General features: G+C 53.8%; 16 protein-coding genes. 15 read left to right on the top strand and 1 reads right to left on the bottom strand.

All coding sequences use genetic code 11. The features are described 5' to 3' along the window. Window positions 1-46 precede the first annotated feature (46 nt). Window positions 47-394, bottom strand: a complete 348-nt coding sequence (locus OK409_RS20540) for a hypothetical protein (protein ID WP_256843893.1) — start codon at window positions 392-394, stop codon at window positions 47-49. 1,315 nt (window positions 395-1,709) lie between these two features. Here OK409_RS20540 and OK409_RS20535 point away from each other — a divergent pair. From OK409_RS20535 to OK409_RS20465, 15 genes are all read left to right on the top strand, one after another. Then, entirely contained in the window at window positions 1,710-3,686 is a 1,977-nt protein-coding gene (locus OK409_RS20535) for an alkyl/aryl-sulfatase (protein WP_264367434.1), read from the top strand. A gap of 67 nt (window positions 3,687-3,753) precedes the next feature. After that, window positions 3,754-4,545, top strand: coding sequence for a hypothetical protein (locus OK409_RS20530; protein WP_264367433.1), 792 nt, complete (start codon window positions 3,754-3,756; stop codon window positions 4,543-4,545). Window positions 4,546-4,660: 115 nt separating this feature from the next. Beyond that, complete coding sequence (locus OK409_RS20525) at window positions 4,661-4,954, top strand: YicS family protein (protein ID WP_256843890.1); 294 nt, start codon at window positions 4,661-4,663, stop codon at window positions 4,952-4,954. A 32-nt stretch (window positions 4,955-4,986) separates the two neighbouring features. After that, the gene (locus OK409_RS20520) at window positions 4,987-6,171 is read left to right on the top strand and encodes an OmpP1/FadL family transporter (RefSeq protein WP_264367432.1); all 1,185 of its coding nucleotides are present in this window, start codon (window positions 4,987-4,989) and stop codon (window positions 6,169-6,171) included. Window positions 6,172-6,278: 107 nt separating this feature from the next. Next, entirely contained in the window at window positions 6,279-7,862 is a 1,584-nt protein-coding gene (locus OK409_RS20515) for an arylsulfatase (RefSeq protein WP_182686921.1), read from the top strand. A 54-nt stretch (window positions 7,863-7,916) separates the two neighbouring features. Beyond that, window positions 7,917-9,209 (top strand): anaerobic sulfatase maturase, encoded by a 1,293-nt coding sequence (locus OK409_RS20510; protein ID WP_264367431.1) that lies wholly within the window; start codon window positions 7,917-7,919, stop codon window positions 9,207-9,209. Further along, window positions 9,209-10,207, top strand: coding sequence for an AAA family ATPase (locus OK409_RS20505; RefSeq protein WP_256843887.1), 999 nt, complete (start codon window positions 9,209-9,211; stop codon window positions 10,205-10,207). Before OK409_RS20510 ends, OK409_RS20505 begins: the two co-directional genes overlap by 1 nt. Further along, window positions 10,207-11,133, top strand: coding sequence for a DUF58 domain-containing protein (locus OK409_RS20500; RefSeq protein WP_256843886.1), 927 nt, complete (start codon window positions 10,207-10,209; stop codon window positions 11,131-11,133). The genes OK409_RS20505 and OK409_RS20500 overlap by 1 nt, the downstream gene beginning before the upstream one ends. Next, window positions 11,114-11,551 carry a DUF4381 family protein gene (locus OK409_RS20495; RefSeq protein ID WP_256843885.1) on the top strand — a complete coding sequence of 146 codons (438 nt, stop codon included), beginning with the start codon at window positions 11,114-11,116 and terminating at the stop codon, window positions 11,549-11,551. Before OK409_RS20500 ends, OK409_RS20495 begins: the two co-directional genes overlap by 20 nt. Then, a complete protein-coding gene (locus tag OK409_RS20490) occupies window positions 11,544-12,521 on the top strand; it encodes a VWA domain-containing protein (protein WP_256843884.1) in 978 nt (325 codons plus the stop codon). The genes OK409_RS20495 and OK409_RS20490 overlap by 8 nt, the downstream gene beginning before the upstream one ends. Then, entirely contained in the window at window positions 12,518-14,044 is a 1,527-nt protein-coding gene (locus tag OK409_RS20485; RefSeq protein ID WP_256843883.1) for a vWA domain-containing protein, read from the top strand. Before OK409_RS20490 ends, OK409_RS20485 begins: the two co-directional genes overlap by 4 nt. After that, the gene (locus OK409_RS20480; protein ID WP_256843882.1) at window positions 14,041-15,057 is read left to right on the top strand and encodes an oxygen tolerance domain protein; all 1,017 of its coding nucleotides are present in this window, start codon (window positions 14,041-14,043) and stop codon (window positions 15,055-15,057) included. Before OK409_RS20485 ends, OK409_RS20480 begins: the two co-directional genes overlap by 4 nt. Further along, window positions 15,057-16,070, top strand: coding sequence for an HAD family hydrolase (locus tag OK409_RS20475; protein ID WP_182504985.1), 1,014 nt, complete (start codon window positions 15,057-15,059; stop codon window positions 16,068-16,070). Before OK409_RS20480 ends, OK409_RS20475 begins: the two co-directional genes overlap by 1 nt. 48 nt (window positions 16,071-16,118) lie before the next feature. Beyond that, on the top strand, window positions 16,119-16,403 hold the full coding sequence (locus tag OK409_RS20470; protein WP_256849506.1) for a YicS family protein: 285 nt from the start codon (window positions 16,119-16,121) through the stop codon (window positions 16,401-16,403). A gap of 61 nt (window positions 16,404-16,464) precedes the next feature. Then, window positions 16,465-17,262, top strand: coding sequence for a hypothetical protein (locus OK409_RS20465; protein WP_182504810.1), 798 nt, complete (start codon window positions 16,465-16,467; stop codon window positions 17,260-17,262). Window positions 17,263-17,299: the final 37 nt, after the last annotated feature.

The following is a 17,299-nucleotide window of genomic DNA, read 5'->3' as shown; positions in this document are numbered from 1 at the left end:
TCAACACCTGACTGTTACAGCCCGTACTTCACGGGCTTCAGAATGCCTACAATCCCACCAGCGTGATATGTTTCTTTGTTGTCAGCGCTTTATACAACGCTTTTGCCAGCGTGCCTGGTTCCACACCTGATTGAGCGCCCTCGGAATCGGTCCAGAACGATTTGATGCGCAGTATGGTGTTGATACTCGTTACGCGTTCCATTTCCAGCACGGCCAGCACAGGATGGCGCATTTCGCCATGTTCCTCTGTTGCGTCCGCCTGGATCACTGCGGCGCGCGATGCCTGACTGTCAAAGATAACGTGGCAGCGTACGCCGTTCAGGTTGAGTATGCCGATAACTTCATACAGGCACTGAACAGTCTCTGCACTATAGGATGCGGGCACAACAAACATAACAGATCCTTCTGAAGTGAAATTTAATGAGCAGCCAGCATAGGCGAACTGTAATCAGAGGAGAAGTTACTGTTTTTGAATGAAAAATGTAGAGTTCTAAGGTTACGATAACGCGCGTTATTTTCACTCCAGTTTTTGCTGGTACTATCAATAACTGACGTGTAACCCGATCATGGCGGTGGGGTGCGGATTTGACTTAAGGAAAGGCCAGCAGGTGGCAGTTTATTCGTTCCAGTGGGGAATGCATTTATCTATATGCGCAACGCGTTAGCTGTGTGTTTCAGCCACTTAACAGGATGAACATCAGATTAAGTTTAAGATTTTTCGCGCTCTTCAATCGCTCATCTCTCAATCCTGCCGTCACGTTTAACCGGAGATTATCATTATGAGATCATGTGCTGACTCACATACTGTTCTTATCCGTGTAGCATCGCTGCAGTCAGCTCAGTACTGACGGCACCCAACACCCAGGTGCATTACCTCTGACCTATACCCATCAACGGTAATTTTAAATTTTGAACATTCATTTCCGTTAAACATGCAGACACCATCGCCAGAGCGATCGCCTCTACGGCAACGCGAAGGATATTAAATTACTGACAGCCCAAAGTGACGGGGCGGAGATGAAGCGGATTTTATCCGCGACAAATGAAAAAGGTTTTTTATTCACCCTGACAGCCTGAATATATTATTCATCTTTATAACGAATTTACAGGCGAATGGGTACTTTGACGCCGCAGGGCTATGTTTAAAAGCCTTCTGACAATCAATTCTCTCATGACGTATACCATACCGCGACACTACCAGCATTGAATTAGTCTCACAACAGAAACCGGACAAAAGCGCCATCAGCAAAGCATCTGAATTGCATGCTCTGAATTCAGGCGCGCCCGGTCATTCTGTGCGCATCAGGACCACTTAATTCTGTTTTTTATATTAATTCGTCCTGAACATTCCTCACACCATAAAAATGAGGTAATTCTCAAAAATCAAGAGGCTGACTTACATAGGAAATAAACTCAAATTCAGGAGAATAAGTAAAATATGGTTTAAAATCAGATAGATAATGCTGGCTGCATTGTAATTTTAAATTATAGATTTTTGATGCTCATCAAAGTTAGCGAATAAAAGCCGCTGTTTGACTTAACTCAAACTGGTGAATTTTTAAGATCTTGCTAACGTTAAAACAAATGTTAGCAATTATTGCTAACTCGTAACAGTTGCTGCTGGCTTTTCATGCCGGACGCTGTAAGCACGTCTTTAATTCCGTTGTACCGGATGCAGTTTTCATTCGTCTGAAATCCCGAGGAAACATATGAAATTAACACCTCTGGCCCGCAGTCTGGCCCTGGCCGGTTTACTCTCTACCGCTTCGCTTAGTGTATTTGCAGATGAGGCTCAGAAAGATGCCGCGCCTGCTACCAAACAGGCTAATGATGCCCTTTATCAGCAATTACCCTTCGATAACAAAAGCGACTTTGAAGATGCCCATAAAGGGTTCATTGCTGCACTGCCTGATGCCGTCATTAAAGGCGAGTCCGGCAACGTTATCTGGGATCCGAAACAGTACGCATTTATTAAAGAGGGTGAAAAAGCACCGGATACGGTCAATCCCAGCCTGTGGCGCCAGTCTCAGCTAATCAATATCAGCGGTCTGTTTGAAGTGACTCCGGGAATCTATCAGATTCGTAATCTCGACCTTTCCAATATGACCATCATTGAGGGTAAAGAGGGCGTTACCGTTGTTGATCCATTGGTTTCTGCGGAAACCGCCAAAGTCGGTATGGATCTCTATTTCAAAAACCGCGGTAAAAAACCTGTCGTTGCGGTCATTTATACCCATAGCCACGTTGACCACTATGGCGGCGTGCGTGGCGTTGTCGATGAAGCTGACGTCAAATCGGGCAAAGTCAAAATCTATGCACCGGCCGGCTTTATGGAATCTGCCGTCTCTGAAAACATTATGGCAGGCAATGTCATGAGCCGTCGTGCCAGTTACATGTACGGCAACCTGCTGAAAGCCGATGCCAAAGGTCAGGTAGGAGCAGGACTGGGCACCACCACTTCTGCTGGCACCGTCACCCTGATAGCGCCTACCGATTATGTGACCAAAACCGGTGAGAAACGCGTCATTGATGGTCTGACCTACGATTTTATGATGGCCCCTGGCTCGGAAGCCCCGGCAGAGATGCTGTGGTTTATCGAAGAGAAGAAGGTCATCCAGACAGCCGAAGACGTCACTCATACCCTGCATAACACCTACTCGCTGCGCGGGGCCAAAATCCGTGAGCCGCTTCCCTGGTCCAAGTACATCAATGACGCCATTAACCGCTGGGGCGGCAAGGCAGACATCCTGATGGCGCAGCACCACTGGCCGACCTGGGGCAATGAGAATGTTAACAAACTGCTGAAAAGTCAGCGCGATCTGTATCGTTACATCAATGATCAGACCCTGCGCATGGCCAACGAAGGCCTGACGCGTGATGAGATTGCCGCTCAGTTCAAACTTCCGCCATCACTGGCCACCATGTGGGCCAACCGCGGCTATTACGGCTCGGTCAGCCATGACGTGAAGGCGACCTACGTGCTGTATCTCGGCTGGTTTGACGGCAACCCGGCAACGCTTGACGAACTGCCGCCGGAAGATGCTGCGAAGAAATACGTTGAGTACATGGGCGGTGCCGACAGCATTCTGCAGAAAGCCAAAACGGACTATGACAAAGGGGATTACCGCTGGGTCGCCCAGGTAGTCAGTAAGGTGGTGTTTGCCGATCCGGAGAATAAAGCCGCGCGTAATCTGGAAGCCGATGCGCTGGAGCAGTTGGGCTATCAGGCCGAATCCGGCCCGTGGCGTAACTTCTACCTGACGGGTGCGCAGGAATTGCGTAACGGCGTGAAACAACTGCCGACGCCGAACACCGCCAGTCCGGACACGGTCCGTGCCATGACGCCAGAAATGTTCTTCGATTACCTGGCGCTGCACATTAACGGTGAAAAAGCCGCTAATGCGAAAGCCGTGCTGAACGTGGACTTTGGTGGCGACGGAGGTAAGTACAAGCTGGAGCTGGAAAATGGCGTGCTTAACCACACGGCAAATTCAGAAGCGCAGAACGCGGATGCAACCCTGACGCTTTCCCGTGAAACCCTGAATAAGGTGATCCTGAAAGAGGAGACGCTGAAGCAGGCGCAGGATAAAGGCGAAGTAAAAATCACCGGCAACGCCGACAAGGTCAGCGAGCTGCTGGGCTACATGGATAAGTTCGAATTCTGGTTCAACATGGTTACGCCATAAAAAATGCAGCCGGTAGCGTAGCGCTACCGGTTTTTTTTTAAGCGACAGAAACTCCGGATGATTTTCAATGAAAACTGCAAAGATGAGTGCCGCGTGTCTGCTTTTATCTTCCCTTGCTGGCAACGCGTACTCAGCCGATCCGCCGGCAGACGCCGCCCAGGCCAATAACCCGCTGGCGAACATGACTGCATTTAACATGCAGAATTATTACATCGGTGACGTCAGCGAAAGTGACAAAGACGCCAACCAGTTCTGGTTCCGCTACGCGCAGCCTTTCTCGCTGGGTGAAAGCAAGTGGCTGCTGCGCGCCTCACTGCCTGTCAATACCTACCCCTCACCGCCCACCGGCGGGCACCAGACCGGGCTGGGCGACCTGAACCTCTTTACGGCCTATCTGATAGATACCGGCAATCCGGCCGTCAGCTTTGGCTTTGGCCCGCAGGTCACCGCACCCACCGCGACTGAAAATTCACTTGGCAGCGAGAAGTGGTCCGCCGGGCTGGTAAACGTGCTGTTTGATGCCAGCTCCCCGAAAATTCAGTATGGCTATCTGGCCTCCTGGCAGCACAGCTTTGCGGGCGAGGGTGACCGCAGCGACGTTAACCTGGGCGCTTTCCAGCCGTTTGTTTTTTATCAGCTGGGCGGCGGCACCTATCTGCGTGCGGCGCCTATCTGGAATTATAACTTCCAGAACGACAGCTATGGCGTGCCGCTGGGGCTGGGCGTGGGGCAGGTCATCAAACAGGGTAAAACGGTTTATAACTTTTTCGTTGAGCCGCAGGCATCGGTCGCCGACGACGGGCCGGGACAGCCACGCTGGCAGATTTTTGCCGGGCTTAACCTGCAGTTCCTGAACTGATAGCCGGGGGATGCCCCAACATTTTTACCGGCGCAGAGAGAAGAATGATTCGCGCCACCGGCCTGAAGCTTTACAGGAAATCAGGCAAAATTTCACCGTTTAGCGGAGCCCGAAAATGAAACTTACCTCAGCCGCTGTTGGCTCACTGCTACTGCTATCAGCGATGCCGATTGCGGCCTCGCCCTACCAGAATCTTGAGTATGCACTAAAGGAACAGAAGATTATTTCTGACCTGCGGACACACTGCACGCTCGGGGAAAACATTTCGGATGAGAAAATCCGGTCCGTATTTCTCAGCAACGAAAGCAGTCATGACCTGATCCTTGCTGCAGCTAAGGCTCTCTCTGCGGGTAACCAGCAGGTTTACGCAGAGTCTGTAGAAAAGATTCAGTGTCCCGACATCAAATAAACCCGCCACAGCCATAACCTTCCGGAGACGCTATGCGGCGAATCACAGGACTGTTTGCACTGCTTTTAGTATCCGCTTCTTCACAGGCCAGCGGGCTGTACCTTTATGAAATTGGTACGGATGATATCGGTCTGGCTGGTGCCGGTCAGGCGGCACGTGCGCAGGATGCCTCAACCCTGTTCACCAACCCTGCGGGCATGACAATGCTGTCAGATAAAATGCTTACGATAGGTGCACAGGCCCTGTATGGCGATGCGCCTTATCATCTGGACGATGATGCCCAACTCAGCGGAAACAGCCCTGGCAATGTTATTGGCTGGTTTCCCGGTGGCAGCGCTTTTTACACGCAACGGATCAGCCCAACCGTAAGTGCCGGAGTAGGATTTTACGGCAACTACGGGCTGGGTCTGCATTTCGGTGACTGGGCCGGAGAAAACCTGATCAGGGACAGTACGCTACTGGCGGTCACCCTGATGCCTGCGCTTGCCTGGCAACTCAACGACGCCGTTTCGTTGGGTGCGGGTGTCGGGATTAACTATGGCCTGCTAAAAATCAAACGCGCCCGCGGCGATGAACTCTCCGACCATGACTGGGCGCTCAATGGAAAAGTCGGTGCGTTATGGCAGTTTACCCCGCAGACGCGTGCCGGATTAACCTATACCAGCCGGACAAATTATCACTTCAACGTTAACAACACTATCCGGCTTGACCAGCTCAATAATTCCCCGTCGTGGACATTACCCATTGCCGCCACCGTCAATACGCCTCAGCAGATCATGCTCAGCCTTTTCCACCAGCTAAATGATCGCTGGGCTGTTATGGGTGATGCGGGATGGCAGGACTGGAGCGATTACAGCAACAGTGAAATAACCGTGGCAGGCAATCAGGTGGGCGATAACGGACGTCTGCGTGATACCTGGCACCTCGCGCTGGGTACCCAATTCAGACTCACTTCTGACTGGACGCTGAATACCGGCGTTGCCTTCGACAGCAGTTTCTACCGCAACCAGCAGGATACCTCCCTGACCATGCCTTCCGGCGATACATGGCGCTGGGGGGCTGGCGCGCGTTACCAGCTCGATCCTGCCAGCAGCATCGGCGCGGCCTTCGAATACGCGCACATTGACTCCTCCCAGGTCGCATCGCCCTTGATTAAAGGGCGTTATGACAACCCTGCTCTCTACTTTTTTGGCATCAACTACAGCCGGACATTCTGACCGGGCAAACCAAGGAGGCGCATCACATAACCTGATATCGAACGATCTGACCTGATGGGCGAAATTTATGCCTTTCCTATGAGAGTCCACTTATCTGGAGCACAGAAATGTCAAAAGTGCCATTTTGCAAATCGCTGCTCGCCTCAGTGCTGTCTGTCGCCTGTTGTGCGACCAGCACCTATGCAGCCCCGGCAAGCACCACTCCGACGGCGCCGGAGCAGAATAATCAGAAGCCCAACATCGTCGTCATATTCGGCGATGACATCGGGTACTGGAACGTCAGTACCTACAATCAGGGAATGCTGGGTTATCAAACCCCCAATATTGACAGTATTGCGGCGGAAGGTGCCAAGTTCACTTCTTATTACGCGGAACAGAGTTCTACGGCTGGCCGTTCATCGTTCATTACAGGTCAGATGCCATTCCGTACCGGGATGAGTAAGGTCGGCATGCCCGGCGCCCCACAAGGTTTGCAGAAAGAAGATCCGACCATTGCCACTGTACTTAAACAGCTGGGGTATGCCACCGGTCAGTTCGGGAAAAACCACCTCGGCGATCGCAACGAGTTTCTGCCTACCGCGCATGGTTTCGATGAGTTTATGGGCAACCTTTACCATCTGAACGCGGAAGAAGAACCGGAGAATCCGGACTACCCGAAAGATCCTGAGTATAAGAAGCAATTCGGCCCGCGTGGCGTGATCAAGTCCAGCGCGGATGGAAAAATTGAGGATACCGGCCCGCTGAACACTAAGCGTATGGAAACCGTCGATGAAGAGACGCTGGCTGCGAACAACGACTTCATGGAGCGGCAGGTAAAAGCTAACAAGCCGTTCTTCACCTGGTACAACACCACCCGTATGCATAACAAAACGCACATTAAACCGGGCGACAAAGGCGTGACCGGTTTAGGTGACTATGCCGACGGCATGGTGGAGCACGACAAAATCGTCGGTGAAGTGCTGAAGAAAATCAAAGATCTTGGCATAGAAGACAATACGATTGTGGTTTACACCACCGACAACGGCCCGATGACAGCAACCTGGCCCGATGCCGGTATCACACCGTTCCGGGGTGAAAAAAATACTGGCTGGGAGGGCGGCTTCCGCGTGCCTGCGATGGTGAAATGGCCGGGACATATTAAACCCGGAACGCTCATCAACGACATCATCGGCAGTAATGACTGGTTCCCAACGCTGGTGGCAGCAGCAGGCGTGCCGGACATCAAGCAGCAGTTACTGAAAGGCTACAAAACCAGTGCCATGACCTACAAAGTGCATCTGGATGGTTATAACCAGCTTGATTTCATCACCGGTAAAACTCAGGAGGATCCGCGCAAAGAGTTCTTCTACTGGAGTGATGACGGTGATCTGCTGGCGATGCGTTACGGTCGCTGGAAAGCACACTTCATGATTCAGGAACGGTCAGGCATGGATGTGTGGAAATACCCGTTCGTCAAACTGCGCGTACCCTTGATCTTTGACCTGAAAATCGACCCTCTGGAAAAAGGCACCGATGGCATGGATTACAACCATTGGTTCTACGATCGCCTGTTCCTGCTGGGCGGTGCGCAGAAATATGCCACTGAAATGCTGCAGAGCTTCAAAGAGTTTCCTCCACGTCAGAAACCGGGTTCATTCACCGTTTCTGATGTTTCGAAACTGATTGAGGAAGGCAGTCCGGCTACCAACTGATGCTCTGACCACACCACCGGGTGAAATAGTTCACCCGGTACTCAGGAGGCGTTCATGAAATACAGCACTATGTTGCCGGTTAAACCTCTTCCTACGGCGGAAAAATTCAGTGGCAAAGGACCGGCCTACACGCGCCGTTTTCATGTGATGGCGAAACCCACCGGATCGCGTTGCAATATCGACTGCAACTACTGTTTTTATCTGCACAAAGAACAGCTTCTGGAACAGGACCGACATAGTGGGATGAGCGATGAGGTGCTGGAAACCTTCATCCGGCAGTACATAGACAGCCAGGATGGCGAGCAGGTGGTGTTCTCCTGGCAGGGCGGCGAACCCACGCTAATGGGGCTGGAGTACTTTGAAAAAATAGTAGTGCTGCAAAAGAAATATCAGAAGCCAGGCCAGCGCATAGAAAACGATCTGCAGACCAACGGCATTCTGATAAATGACCACTGGGCACGCTTTTTACGCCAGCACAATTTTCTGGTCGGCATTTCGATTGATGGGCCGGCTGAGCTGCACGATCGCTATCGCGTGACGCGCAGCGGTAAACCCACGTTTGAGAAAGTGATGGCAGGGGTTGCGGCGCTGAAGCGCCACCACGTTCCCTTCAACGCCTTAGTTACCGTCAACCGAACCAATGCGCGCTTCCCGCTGGAGGTCTATCACTTTCTGACGCGCGAGCTGGGTGCCACCTATATCCAGTTCAATCCTTGCGTTGAGCCGGTGGATTTTAAGCAAACCGCTCCGCAGTTCTGGCGGGATGACACGATACCGGTTACCGGGACCCGCCGCGCCAGACCCGGCGATCTCGACTCGATTGTCACCGACTGGTCAGTGGATCCCGATGACTGGGGCCGCTTTCTGATTGCGGTGTTTGAAGAGTGGGTAAACAACGATTTAGGCCGCGTTCAGGTCAACCTGTTTGAAACTGCGGTGGCACAGACCATGGGCATGCCGGCGCAGATTTGTATCACTTCAGAGTTCTGCGGCAAAGGGCTGGCGATTGAAAAGAACGGCGACATCTTCTCCTGCGACCACTACGTCTATCCCGAATACAAATTAGGTAATGTGCAAAGTACCAGGCTGGCGCACATGGCCTTTTCTGAAAGACAAAAAGCCTTTGGTTTAGGTAAGCGCGATACGCTGCCCGCTGCCTGCAAACGCTGTCCCTATCTGAAGCTCTGTTACGGCGAATGCCCGAAAAACCGCATCGTCAGGAGCGAGGAGGGTGAACTGGGGATGAATTATCTCTGTCCCGGTATCAAGGCCTTCTTTAGCTATGCGCAACCGATTCTGGTTGGCATCGGGACACTGCTCAAACGTCAGACGGTGGAACCTGCATAATGAATAATCGTGAAAAGCTGCTGGCGCTGGAAGCCAGTATGAACAAACAGGTGATCGGACAGCAGGAGCTGGTGCGGATGCTAATCGTCGCCTTGTTGTGTGACGGTCATGTGCTGCTGGAAGGCTTACCGGGTCTGGCGAAAACGCGCGCGGTGCGTGAGCTGGCTCGCCATATCGAAGGGGAATTTCGTCGTATTCAGTTCACGCCTGACCTGCTGCCGTCAGACATTACCGGCAGCGAAATCTATCAGCAAAATGCCACGCGAGAAGAAGATCAGTTCCGGTTCCGTCCCGGCCCGGTGTTCGGCAACATTATCCTTGCCGATGAGATCAACCGCGCCTCAGCCCGCGTGCAGTCAGCGCTGCTGGAGGCCATGGAAGAGCGTCACGTGACCGTCGCGGGCAAAACCTGGCCGCTGCCGGGCGTATTTATGGTCCTGGCGACACAGAACCCGGTGGATCAGGAAGGCACCTGGCCCTTACCTGAAGCCCAGCTTGATCGCTTTCTGATGAAGGTGATTGTCGATTATCCGTCGAAAGAGAATGAGCTGCAGGTGATGAAACTGGTGCGCGCCGAGCAGCAAGCCAGATATCAGGCTGCACGGCATGAAAATCCGCCACCAGCTACGGACCCTTTACTGATTGGGCAACAGGATATCGCCGACTGCTGGCGTGAAATTGCCACGGTTTATGTCGCGCCAACCGTAGAGCAGTACATCGTTAATCTGGTGGAGATGACGCGTCATCCTGATCAGGTCAGCGAAGCTTTTGCGAGTTACATCAGCCTGGGCATCAGCCCGCGCGGTACGCTGGCACTGGACCGCTGTGGCCGCGCCTGCGCGTGGCTGGATGGACGTGATGCGGTGTTGCCTGAAGATATTCAACGCATCGCACCGGCGGTGCTGCGCCATCGCCTGCTGCTGAGCTATCAGGCAAATGCCGATAACTGCACGCCCGATCAGGCGATTGCCATGCTTCTTAACGCAGTGGTGGCGTGATGCCGCAGCCGCTGACGCTTGAAATGGCTGACCTGATGTCGCTGGCAGTTGATGCACAGCGACTGGATAATCCGCCGGGGCAAATCCCACCCGGCGCGTTAAGCGGTGAGCGCGTGTCCCGCCAGCAGGGACGTGGCCTGAACTTCGATAGCTTACGCCGCTATCAGCCCGGTGATGACGTCAGGCTGATCGACTGGAAAGCCACTGCGCGTCTGCGCACACCGTGGATCCGCCTCTACAATGAGGAACGCGAACGCCCGGTGTTTATCCTTGTGGATCAGCGACTGGACATGTACTTCGGCACCCGCCAGCAGATGAAATCGGTGGCCGCTGGAAAGATTGCCGGATTGCTGGCATGGCGAAGCTGGCATGACGGTGATCGGCTGGGCTGCGCGATATTGGGCGATGATGAACTGGCCCTGCATCCCTGTCGTGCACCAAAACGAAACCTGATGCCTGTTCTCACCGATATTCAGCGCGTGAACGCCATGCTTCCCGACCACTACGCGCAAAATCGCCGGCAAGCCGTCTCTTTATCAGAGGCGTTGCAGCGTATCGTCCCCCTGCTGCCATCGGGCAGTTGGCTGGGGATCATCAGTGACTTTCACGATCTGGATGCGCGCTGCGATGCAGTGCTGGCCTACCTGCGTCACCGCTGCGAGATTACCGCTTATGTCACGCTGGATGATCTTCATCGCCGCCTGCCGCCACGCGGCCAACTTGCGGCTTATTACCATGACCTGAGCACCGCACTCAATCTCACCTCACACCTCAGCGATCGCATCCAGCAAAGCGTTACCGAACGTCTGTCGCAGCAGCAGCGCCGGTTACAGCGTATGGGGATCACGGTGAAAACTGTCGTGACCGGTGAGGAAATTCTGCCTCAGCTAAAGCAGGAGGATGCACATGCTGGCAAAAGGATTTAGCACGCCGGAACTGGCACATCCTGCTTTGCCAGACGCCGCCTCGTGGTTCCCGCTCCCGCCAGGCTGGACGGTGCTCGGCGTGATGCTGTTATTGGGGCTTTTCATTGTCCTGCTGATATTGCTCGCGCGCTTTCGTCGTAATCGCTGGCGGCGTGAAGCGCGAAAACAACTCGCCCAGCAGCAGGTGGATGGCTGGATTACATGGGTTAAGCGGGTACTACTGGTGCAACACCCTCGCGCCCAGGTCAGCCAGTGGCAAACGCCGGAACAGCTTCTGGCACAGACGCCGCTGGACGAAGAACTGCGCGCGCTGATGTGTCGTCGCTACTGTCAGCCGGATAATCAACTGGAAGGCGTTATCAATCAGCGTATCGCACAGCAATTACGCCACTGGCTGGAGACGCTGCCTCATGTCTGAGTTTTTATCGCAGATCGATTTTGCCTGGCCATGGATGGGCGTGCTGCTGTTTTTGCCGCTGATTACGCACTATCTGCTCCCGGCAAAACAGCCAGTGAGTGAACAGGTGAGGGTGCCTTTTTTACCTAAACTGGCTGAAGCCCTGCAACTCTCTGCGCCAGCACCGCAGGCCAGCTGGCGCCATCGGCTACTGTTCTGGACGGTATGGATCTTAATGGTTACTGCGCTGGCCCGCCCTGAATATCTGATGCCACCGAAAACGGTGATAAAACCCATGCGCAACATCGTACTGATTCTGGACGTTTCCGGCTCAATGGAGACAAGCGACGGGCAGAATGGTCAGACGCGCTTACAGGCGGTACAGCAAACAGTGCATACCTTTATCAATCAGCGCAAAAATGATCGCATCGGTCTGGTGATTTTTGCCAGCCAGGCGTGGCCTTTTGCGCCGATCAGCGAAGATAAACAGGCGCTGCAGGCGCGCATCAGCCAGCTCGCGCCGGGCATGATTGGCCAGCAGACTGCGGTGGGGGATGCGCTGGGCGTGGCAGTGAAGTTGCTGGATCACAGCCTTGAAGCCGATGCGTCCAAAATGGCGATTCTGCTGACCGATGGCAATGACACTGCCTCTCAGCTGCAACCCACGCTCGCCGCACAACTCGCTGCCGCGCATCACGTTATGGTGCACACCATCGCCTTTGGCGATGTTAACAGCAGCGGCGAGGACAAAGTGGATACCGCGCTGCTGGATAACATTGCCAGTATCACCGGCGGTAACGCCTGGCGCGCCGCCACTAACCGTGATGCGCTGGCCCAGGTGTGGCAGCAAATTGATGCCCAGACTCCGGAACAGGTGAAAACATTGGGTTTATCCTGGCATCGTCCGCTGTTCGTCTGGCCGCTAGCGGTAGCGCTACTGATTTTACTGCTGTTCGCCATCGGCAGCACAATGATGAGGCGACGCGCATGAGCGATTTCCACTTCCTCTATCCCTGGCGATTACTGGGTTTGCTGCTCTTTCCGGTGCTCTATTTTCTGGCTCAGCGTTCGGGCAGTGCCTGGCATCGTGTTATGGAAAAGCCTTTTGCGTCGGCATTGATTAAAGGTCAGCACGTACGGGCTCGACAGGTATTACCGTGGCTCTTTGGCCTGGGGGTATTGGCTTTAGCGGGTCCGAGCTGGCAACGCGATTTGCCCGCCGCCTTCACGCCTGAAAATAATGTGATGGTGATCATGCAGCAGGATCTCAGCATGCTGGCGCAGGATGTGCCGCCTGACCGTCATCAGCGCATGCAACAGAAAATCGCCGCGCTGATGGCGCAAATGCCCGGCAGTCACTTTGGTCTGGTGGTTTACAGCGCGAATGCCTGGCTTACCACGCCGCTGACCAGTGATGCCGATTTTTATAATCTGTTCCTGACGGCTCAGCAGCCGACGCTGGTGCCGCAGGAAGCGGGTTCCGGACTGCGTCAGGCCATCGCTCTGGCGCTTAAAAATTTGCCCTCAGCGCCTGAAGCACCACGCGCGCTAATTCTGGTCGCGGATAATGTGGCACAGCAGGACGCTGAATGGCTGCGGCAGCAAAATCTGCCTCTGCAGATCTGGGTAGCAGGCACGGCGAACGGCGGCAGATTGCCGGAAGCGCAGGCATCGCAGGGCATCGATACGCGACTCAATGTCGCACGCTTCGAGCAAATCCGTGATGGCGGGATTCCGGTCACGCTGGTCTCTGCAGAAGATGATGATCTGCGTGCGGTCAGCGGCCACATTCAGCAGAGCGTGACGGCGCAGCAGAACAGCCGACAGGATTTGCAGTGGAAGAACAGTGGCTATCTGCTGGTTATTCCTATGCTGCTGCTTTTACTGCTCTGGCGACAGCAACTGCTCTGCCTGGCTGTCGTGATGCTGCCCTTACTGCTTTGGTCTCCCGGCAGTTCAGCAGCACTGCTGGATGCCTGGGTAAGGCCCGATGTGCAAGGGCAGCTTGCCTTTAATCACGGTAATTATGAAGCTGCTGCGCAGCGCTTTCAGGATCCGTTGCGACGGGGGATTGCCTTCTACTACGCCGGGGATTTCGTTTCGGCGCTGGGTGCTTTTCGTCAGGTTCCCGCTACTCCGGAAAGTCTGTTGTGGATTGGCAACTGCTACGCACAGCAGAAATCCTGGCAGCAGGCGCTGAACAACTACGATCAGGCGCTGAGTTTACGTCCCGAATGGGCGATGGCTCAGGAAAATCGGGCAAAAATTGCGCACATCATCATGCAGCTGCGACAAAAAGAACGCGACCGTCAGGCCGATCAGCATGAGCAAAAAGATGAAGATCCTGATGCCATTAAACACGATCTCAAACCCGAACAGGGCGTGAATCAGCTGGATATGAAACCCATCGCAGGCGCTGCGCCCTCGGCTGAACAGTGGTACAGCAATCTCACGCTTTCGCCTGGCGGTTTGCTGGAAAATCTCTACCGCTCAGCGCCGGCGGAGGCACCATGAAGCGACTTCTCCTTTGTCTGCTGTTGCTAATTAACCTGCCGGTTCGGGCTGAAATGGCCATGACGCGTGAGCTGGTTGCACCCGAACAACTGGTGCCAGGCCAGCCCGTAACGATTGCGGTGACCTTCTGGACGGATAGCTGGTTCAATCCACCGCCACAGTGGCCGGATATGGTGATTGAAAACGGTAATTTACTTAATACGCCGCTGCCCAACCAGCTGGTAACGCGTAATAGCGACGGAGTCAGCTGGAGCGGTATCCGCATGGAGCGTCAGGTGATGGCGTGGGATCAGGGCAAGCTGCGTTTTCCCGCTGCGGATGTGGTGATGCGTTCTGCGAATCAGCCACCGAAAACGGTATCGCTGCCGCTTCTGGAGAAACCGGTCAGCTGGCCCGCGGATGTGCGTCAGCCTGACCGCTTCTTGCCCGCCAGCAGTCTTGAACTTTCGCAACAATGGAAACTTTATCGCGCTACTGAGGATAAGCAGCTCCATGTCGGTGACGTCATTGAGCGCGTCGTGACATTGCGCGCGACCGATGTGATTGCTGTACAAATTCCGCAACTGCTTTACGCCATTCCCGGTTCCGGTGCGCAACGTTTGCCGCCGGTAAACAGCAACCTGACGCAGGGACGCGATGAAATCATCGGCGCACAGCGAGAAGAGCGGTTGCGATATCTGCCCTCTCAGCCTGGTGAACTGGTGATACCACCGTTGCGTTTACGCTGGTGGGATACACGTCAGCATCAGTGGCAACTGGCCGAATTACCCGGAACGCATTACGCCATTGCCGCTGCGCGTCCGGCGGGCAGTGAACAAACGTTGAAAGCCCACGCCCCGGTCAACTGGACGTCGTTGTTGATGGGCCCGGCCATCCTGCTGACGTTGCTGCTGTTGAGCTTCTTTTTTCGACACGCCCTTAAAAAAAGCCTGCAAAGAGTAGTGCAGCGCACACGGGAATACTGGCGGATCGTTCCGCTACCTGACCTCATTCCGACCAAAAGGAAAAGATGATGAAATTAAATCCTCTGCTGGCACTGCTGCTAACGGCGTATCTCGGTTCGGCTGTTGCGGCAGACGATCCGCTCAGTGCCTGGAATGACGGTCACGCAAAACAGGCGATTAAGACATGGGTGAATGGCGCTACGACAGCCAATAGCAAAGCGTTCATTCCTGTGAGTCAGCGTTATGTGGTGTTTGATAATGACGGCACATTGTGGCCGGAAGCCCCGCTGACCTTTCAGCTGCAGTTCGTGATTGATGAAATCAAACGCCTCGCTCCGCAACACCCGGAATGGAATAGCGATGCGTTAGTGCAGGCAGTAATTAACAACGATATGAACGCGGTGATGCAGTCGGGCAAAAAGGGATTGATGCAGCTGATGACTCTCACGCACAGCGGCATGACGACGGAAGAATTCAGTCAACGCGTCAGCAACTGGGTTGATAGTCATCGACATGTGCGTTTCGGCTGCCGTTATGACCAGCTTGGCTATCAGCCGATGCGTCAGCTCCTCGATTATCTGCGGGATAACGGATTCAAAACCTGGATTGTATCCGGCGGTGGCATCGATTTTATGCGCGTACTGGCAGAAAAAATGTATGGCATTCCACCTGAGCAGGTAGTCGGCTCCTTTTCGCTGAGTGAATTTTCACTGACAGATAATGGCACGCAATTACGTAAAACCATGAACGGTGCCTTCTACGATGACGAAGCGATGAAGCCGGTCGCCATTCATCTGTTTATGGGGCGGCGTCCGGTCGGTGCTTTCGGCAACAGCGACGGCGACGTGCCGATGCTTCAGTACACCTCCGCCAATCCGACCTATAAAACCTTTGGTTTACTGGTTCACCACACCGATGCGGTGCGTGAATATGCCTACGACACGCATCCGCCCGCCAGTGGCAAGCTTATCAGCGGTCTCAAACTGGCACCCCAAAAGGGTTGGGTGATTGTTGATATGAAAAAAGAGTGGAAAACGGTTTTTGACCCTGCGCAATGTGCTGCGGTTGCAGGCGATAAGTAAGGGCTTAATCCGGGTGTAAAAATGGCCAGAATGGGCCGGGAGATAAGAGTGAAATACCTGATACCGATCGTATTAATTTTGCTGTCACAAACGCCAGCACTGGCTAACTCCGCCTACGAAAATCTGGCCTACGCGCTGAGACAGCAGAAGATTACCGATGACCTGCGACAAAAGTGTCAGCTACCGGCGTCTGTATCTGATGAACAGTTACGGGCCCGCTTTCTTAATAGTACGCATGATAACTCTGCCGTGCTGTCAGCCGTAAAAGCGATGAGCGAAAATAATCAGCAGCGTTATCAGATCTCCCTGAACCAGGTTAACTGTCCTGAATGACGAAATAGCCTGGGGCGCCACGCTTCCGGGAAACCAAATCAACGTGAGCCGGAGTGTGACTATGTCAGATCATTTTGGTAAAGCATGGGTTCTCGGAGTGCTGGCACTAAGCCAGGGAGCCGTTAGCGCAGAAATTAACGATCATCGTGACAAGCTGGATGATGACCCGACAAAGGTGACAACCAAGGCTGGGGTTTCATGGTCAGATACCTACGACATGGACGACAGCAATCTCTCTTTTTCCGGCTCTGTGGCGCTGGATAAGGCTAAGAAACTGAATGCGCGGGTTAACAGCGACGCCAGTGAATGGCGCGTTGGCGGCTCCTGGTTGTTTCCGGTGGGGATTATCAACTTTAACTTTGGCAAAAACGAGTACACCAACGGTGCAACCCAGACTAACTATTCCGTCGGTACCTTTATCCCCCTTAGCATTTATGGCTTCACGCCTGCGGGTTTCCAGATATTCCCGATGGCCGGCTATACCTACAACACCGGGGAGATAACGGGCTGCAGCACCGGTAATCCGGCTGACTGCAAAGCGCCTCAGTTCACCGATGCTATCCCCTCAGAGTATGGCTTCAGCACTATCACCACCTCCGGCAGCAGCGGCTATCTGGGCGCATTTACGCTGCGGCCATTGACTTCGAAACTGACCATGATTGGATTTGCGGCAGGCTCTTACGGTTCCAGAAATGAGGAAGGTAACCATTACCAGGGCTATTTTGGCGGATTGGGAGCTGGTTACCATTTTGATCAACACAGTTCAGTAAACCTGCTGACGTTCATTATGGATAACAATACTTATCTGGACGATCCCGACACACGCTTTCTGGTCTCTTATACCTGGCAGTTTGAATAGCGGATATGAAGAGTAGCCGCCGGGCTGAAACTCAGCC

It is taken from the genome of Pantoea sp. RG18, from assembly GCF_025910075.1.
GTDB lineage: Bacteria > Pseudomonadota > Gammaproteobacteria > Enterobacterales > Enterobacteriaceae > Pantoea > Pantoea agglomerans.
Note: the sequence above shows the minus strand (reverse complement) of the source record. Positions and strands in the feature narration are given on the sequence as shown.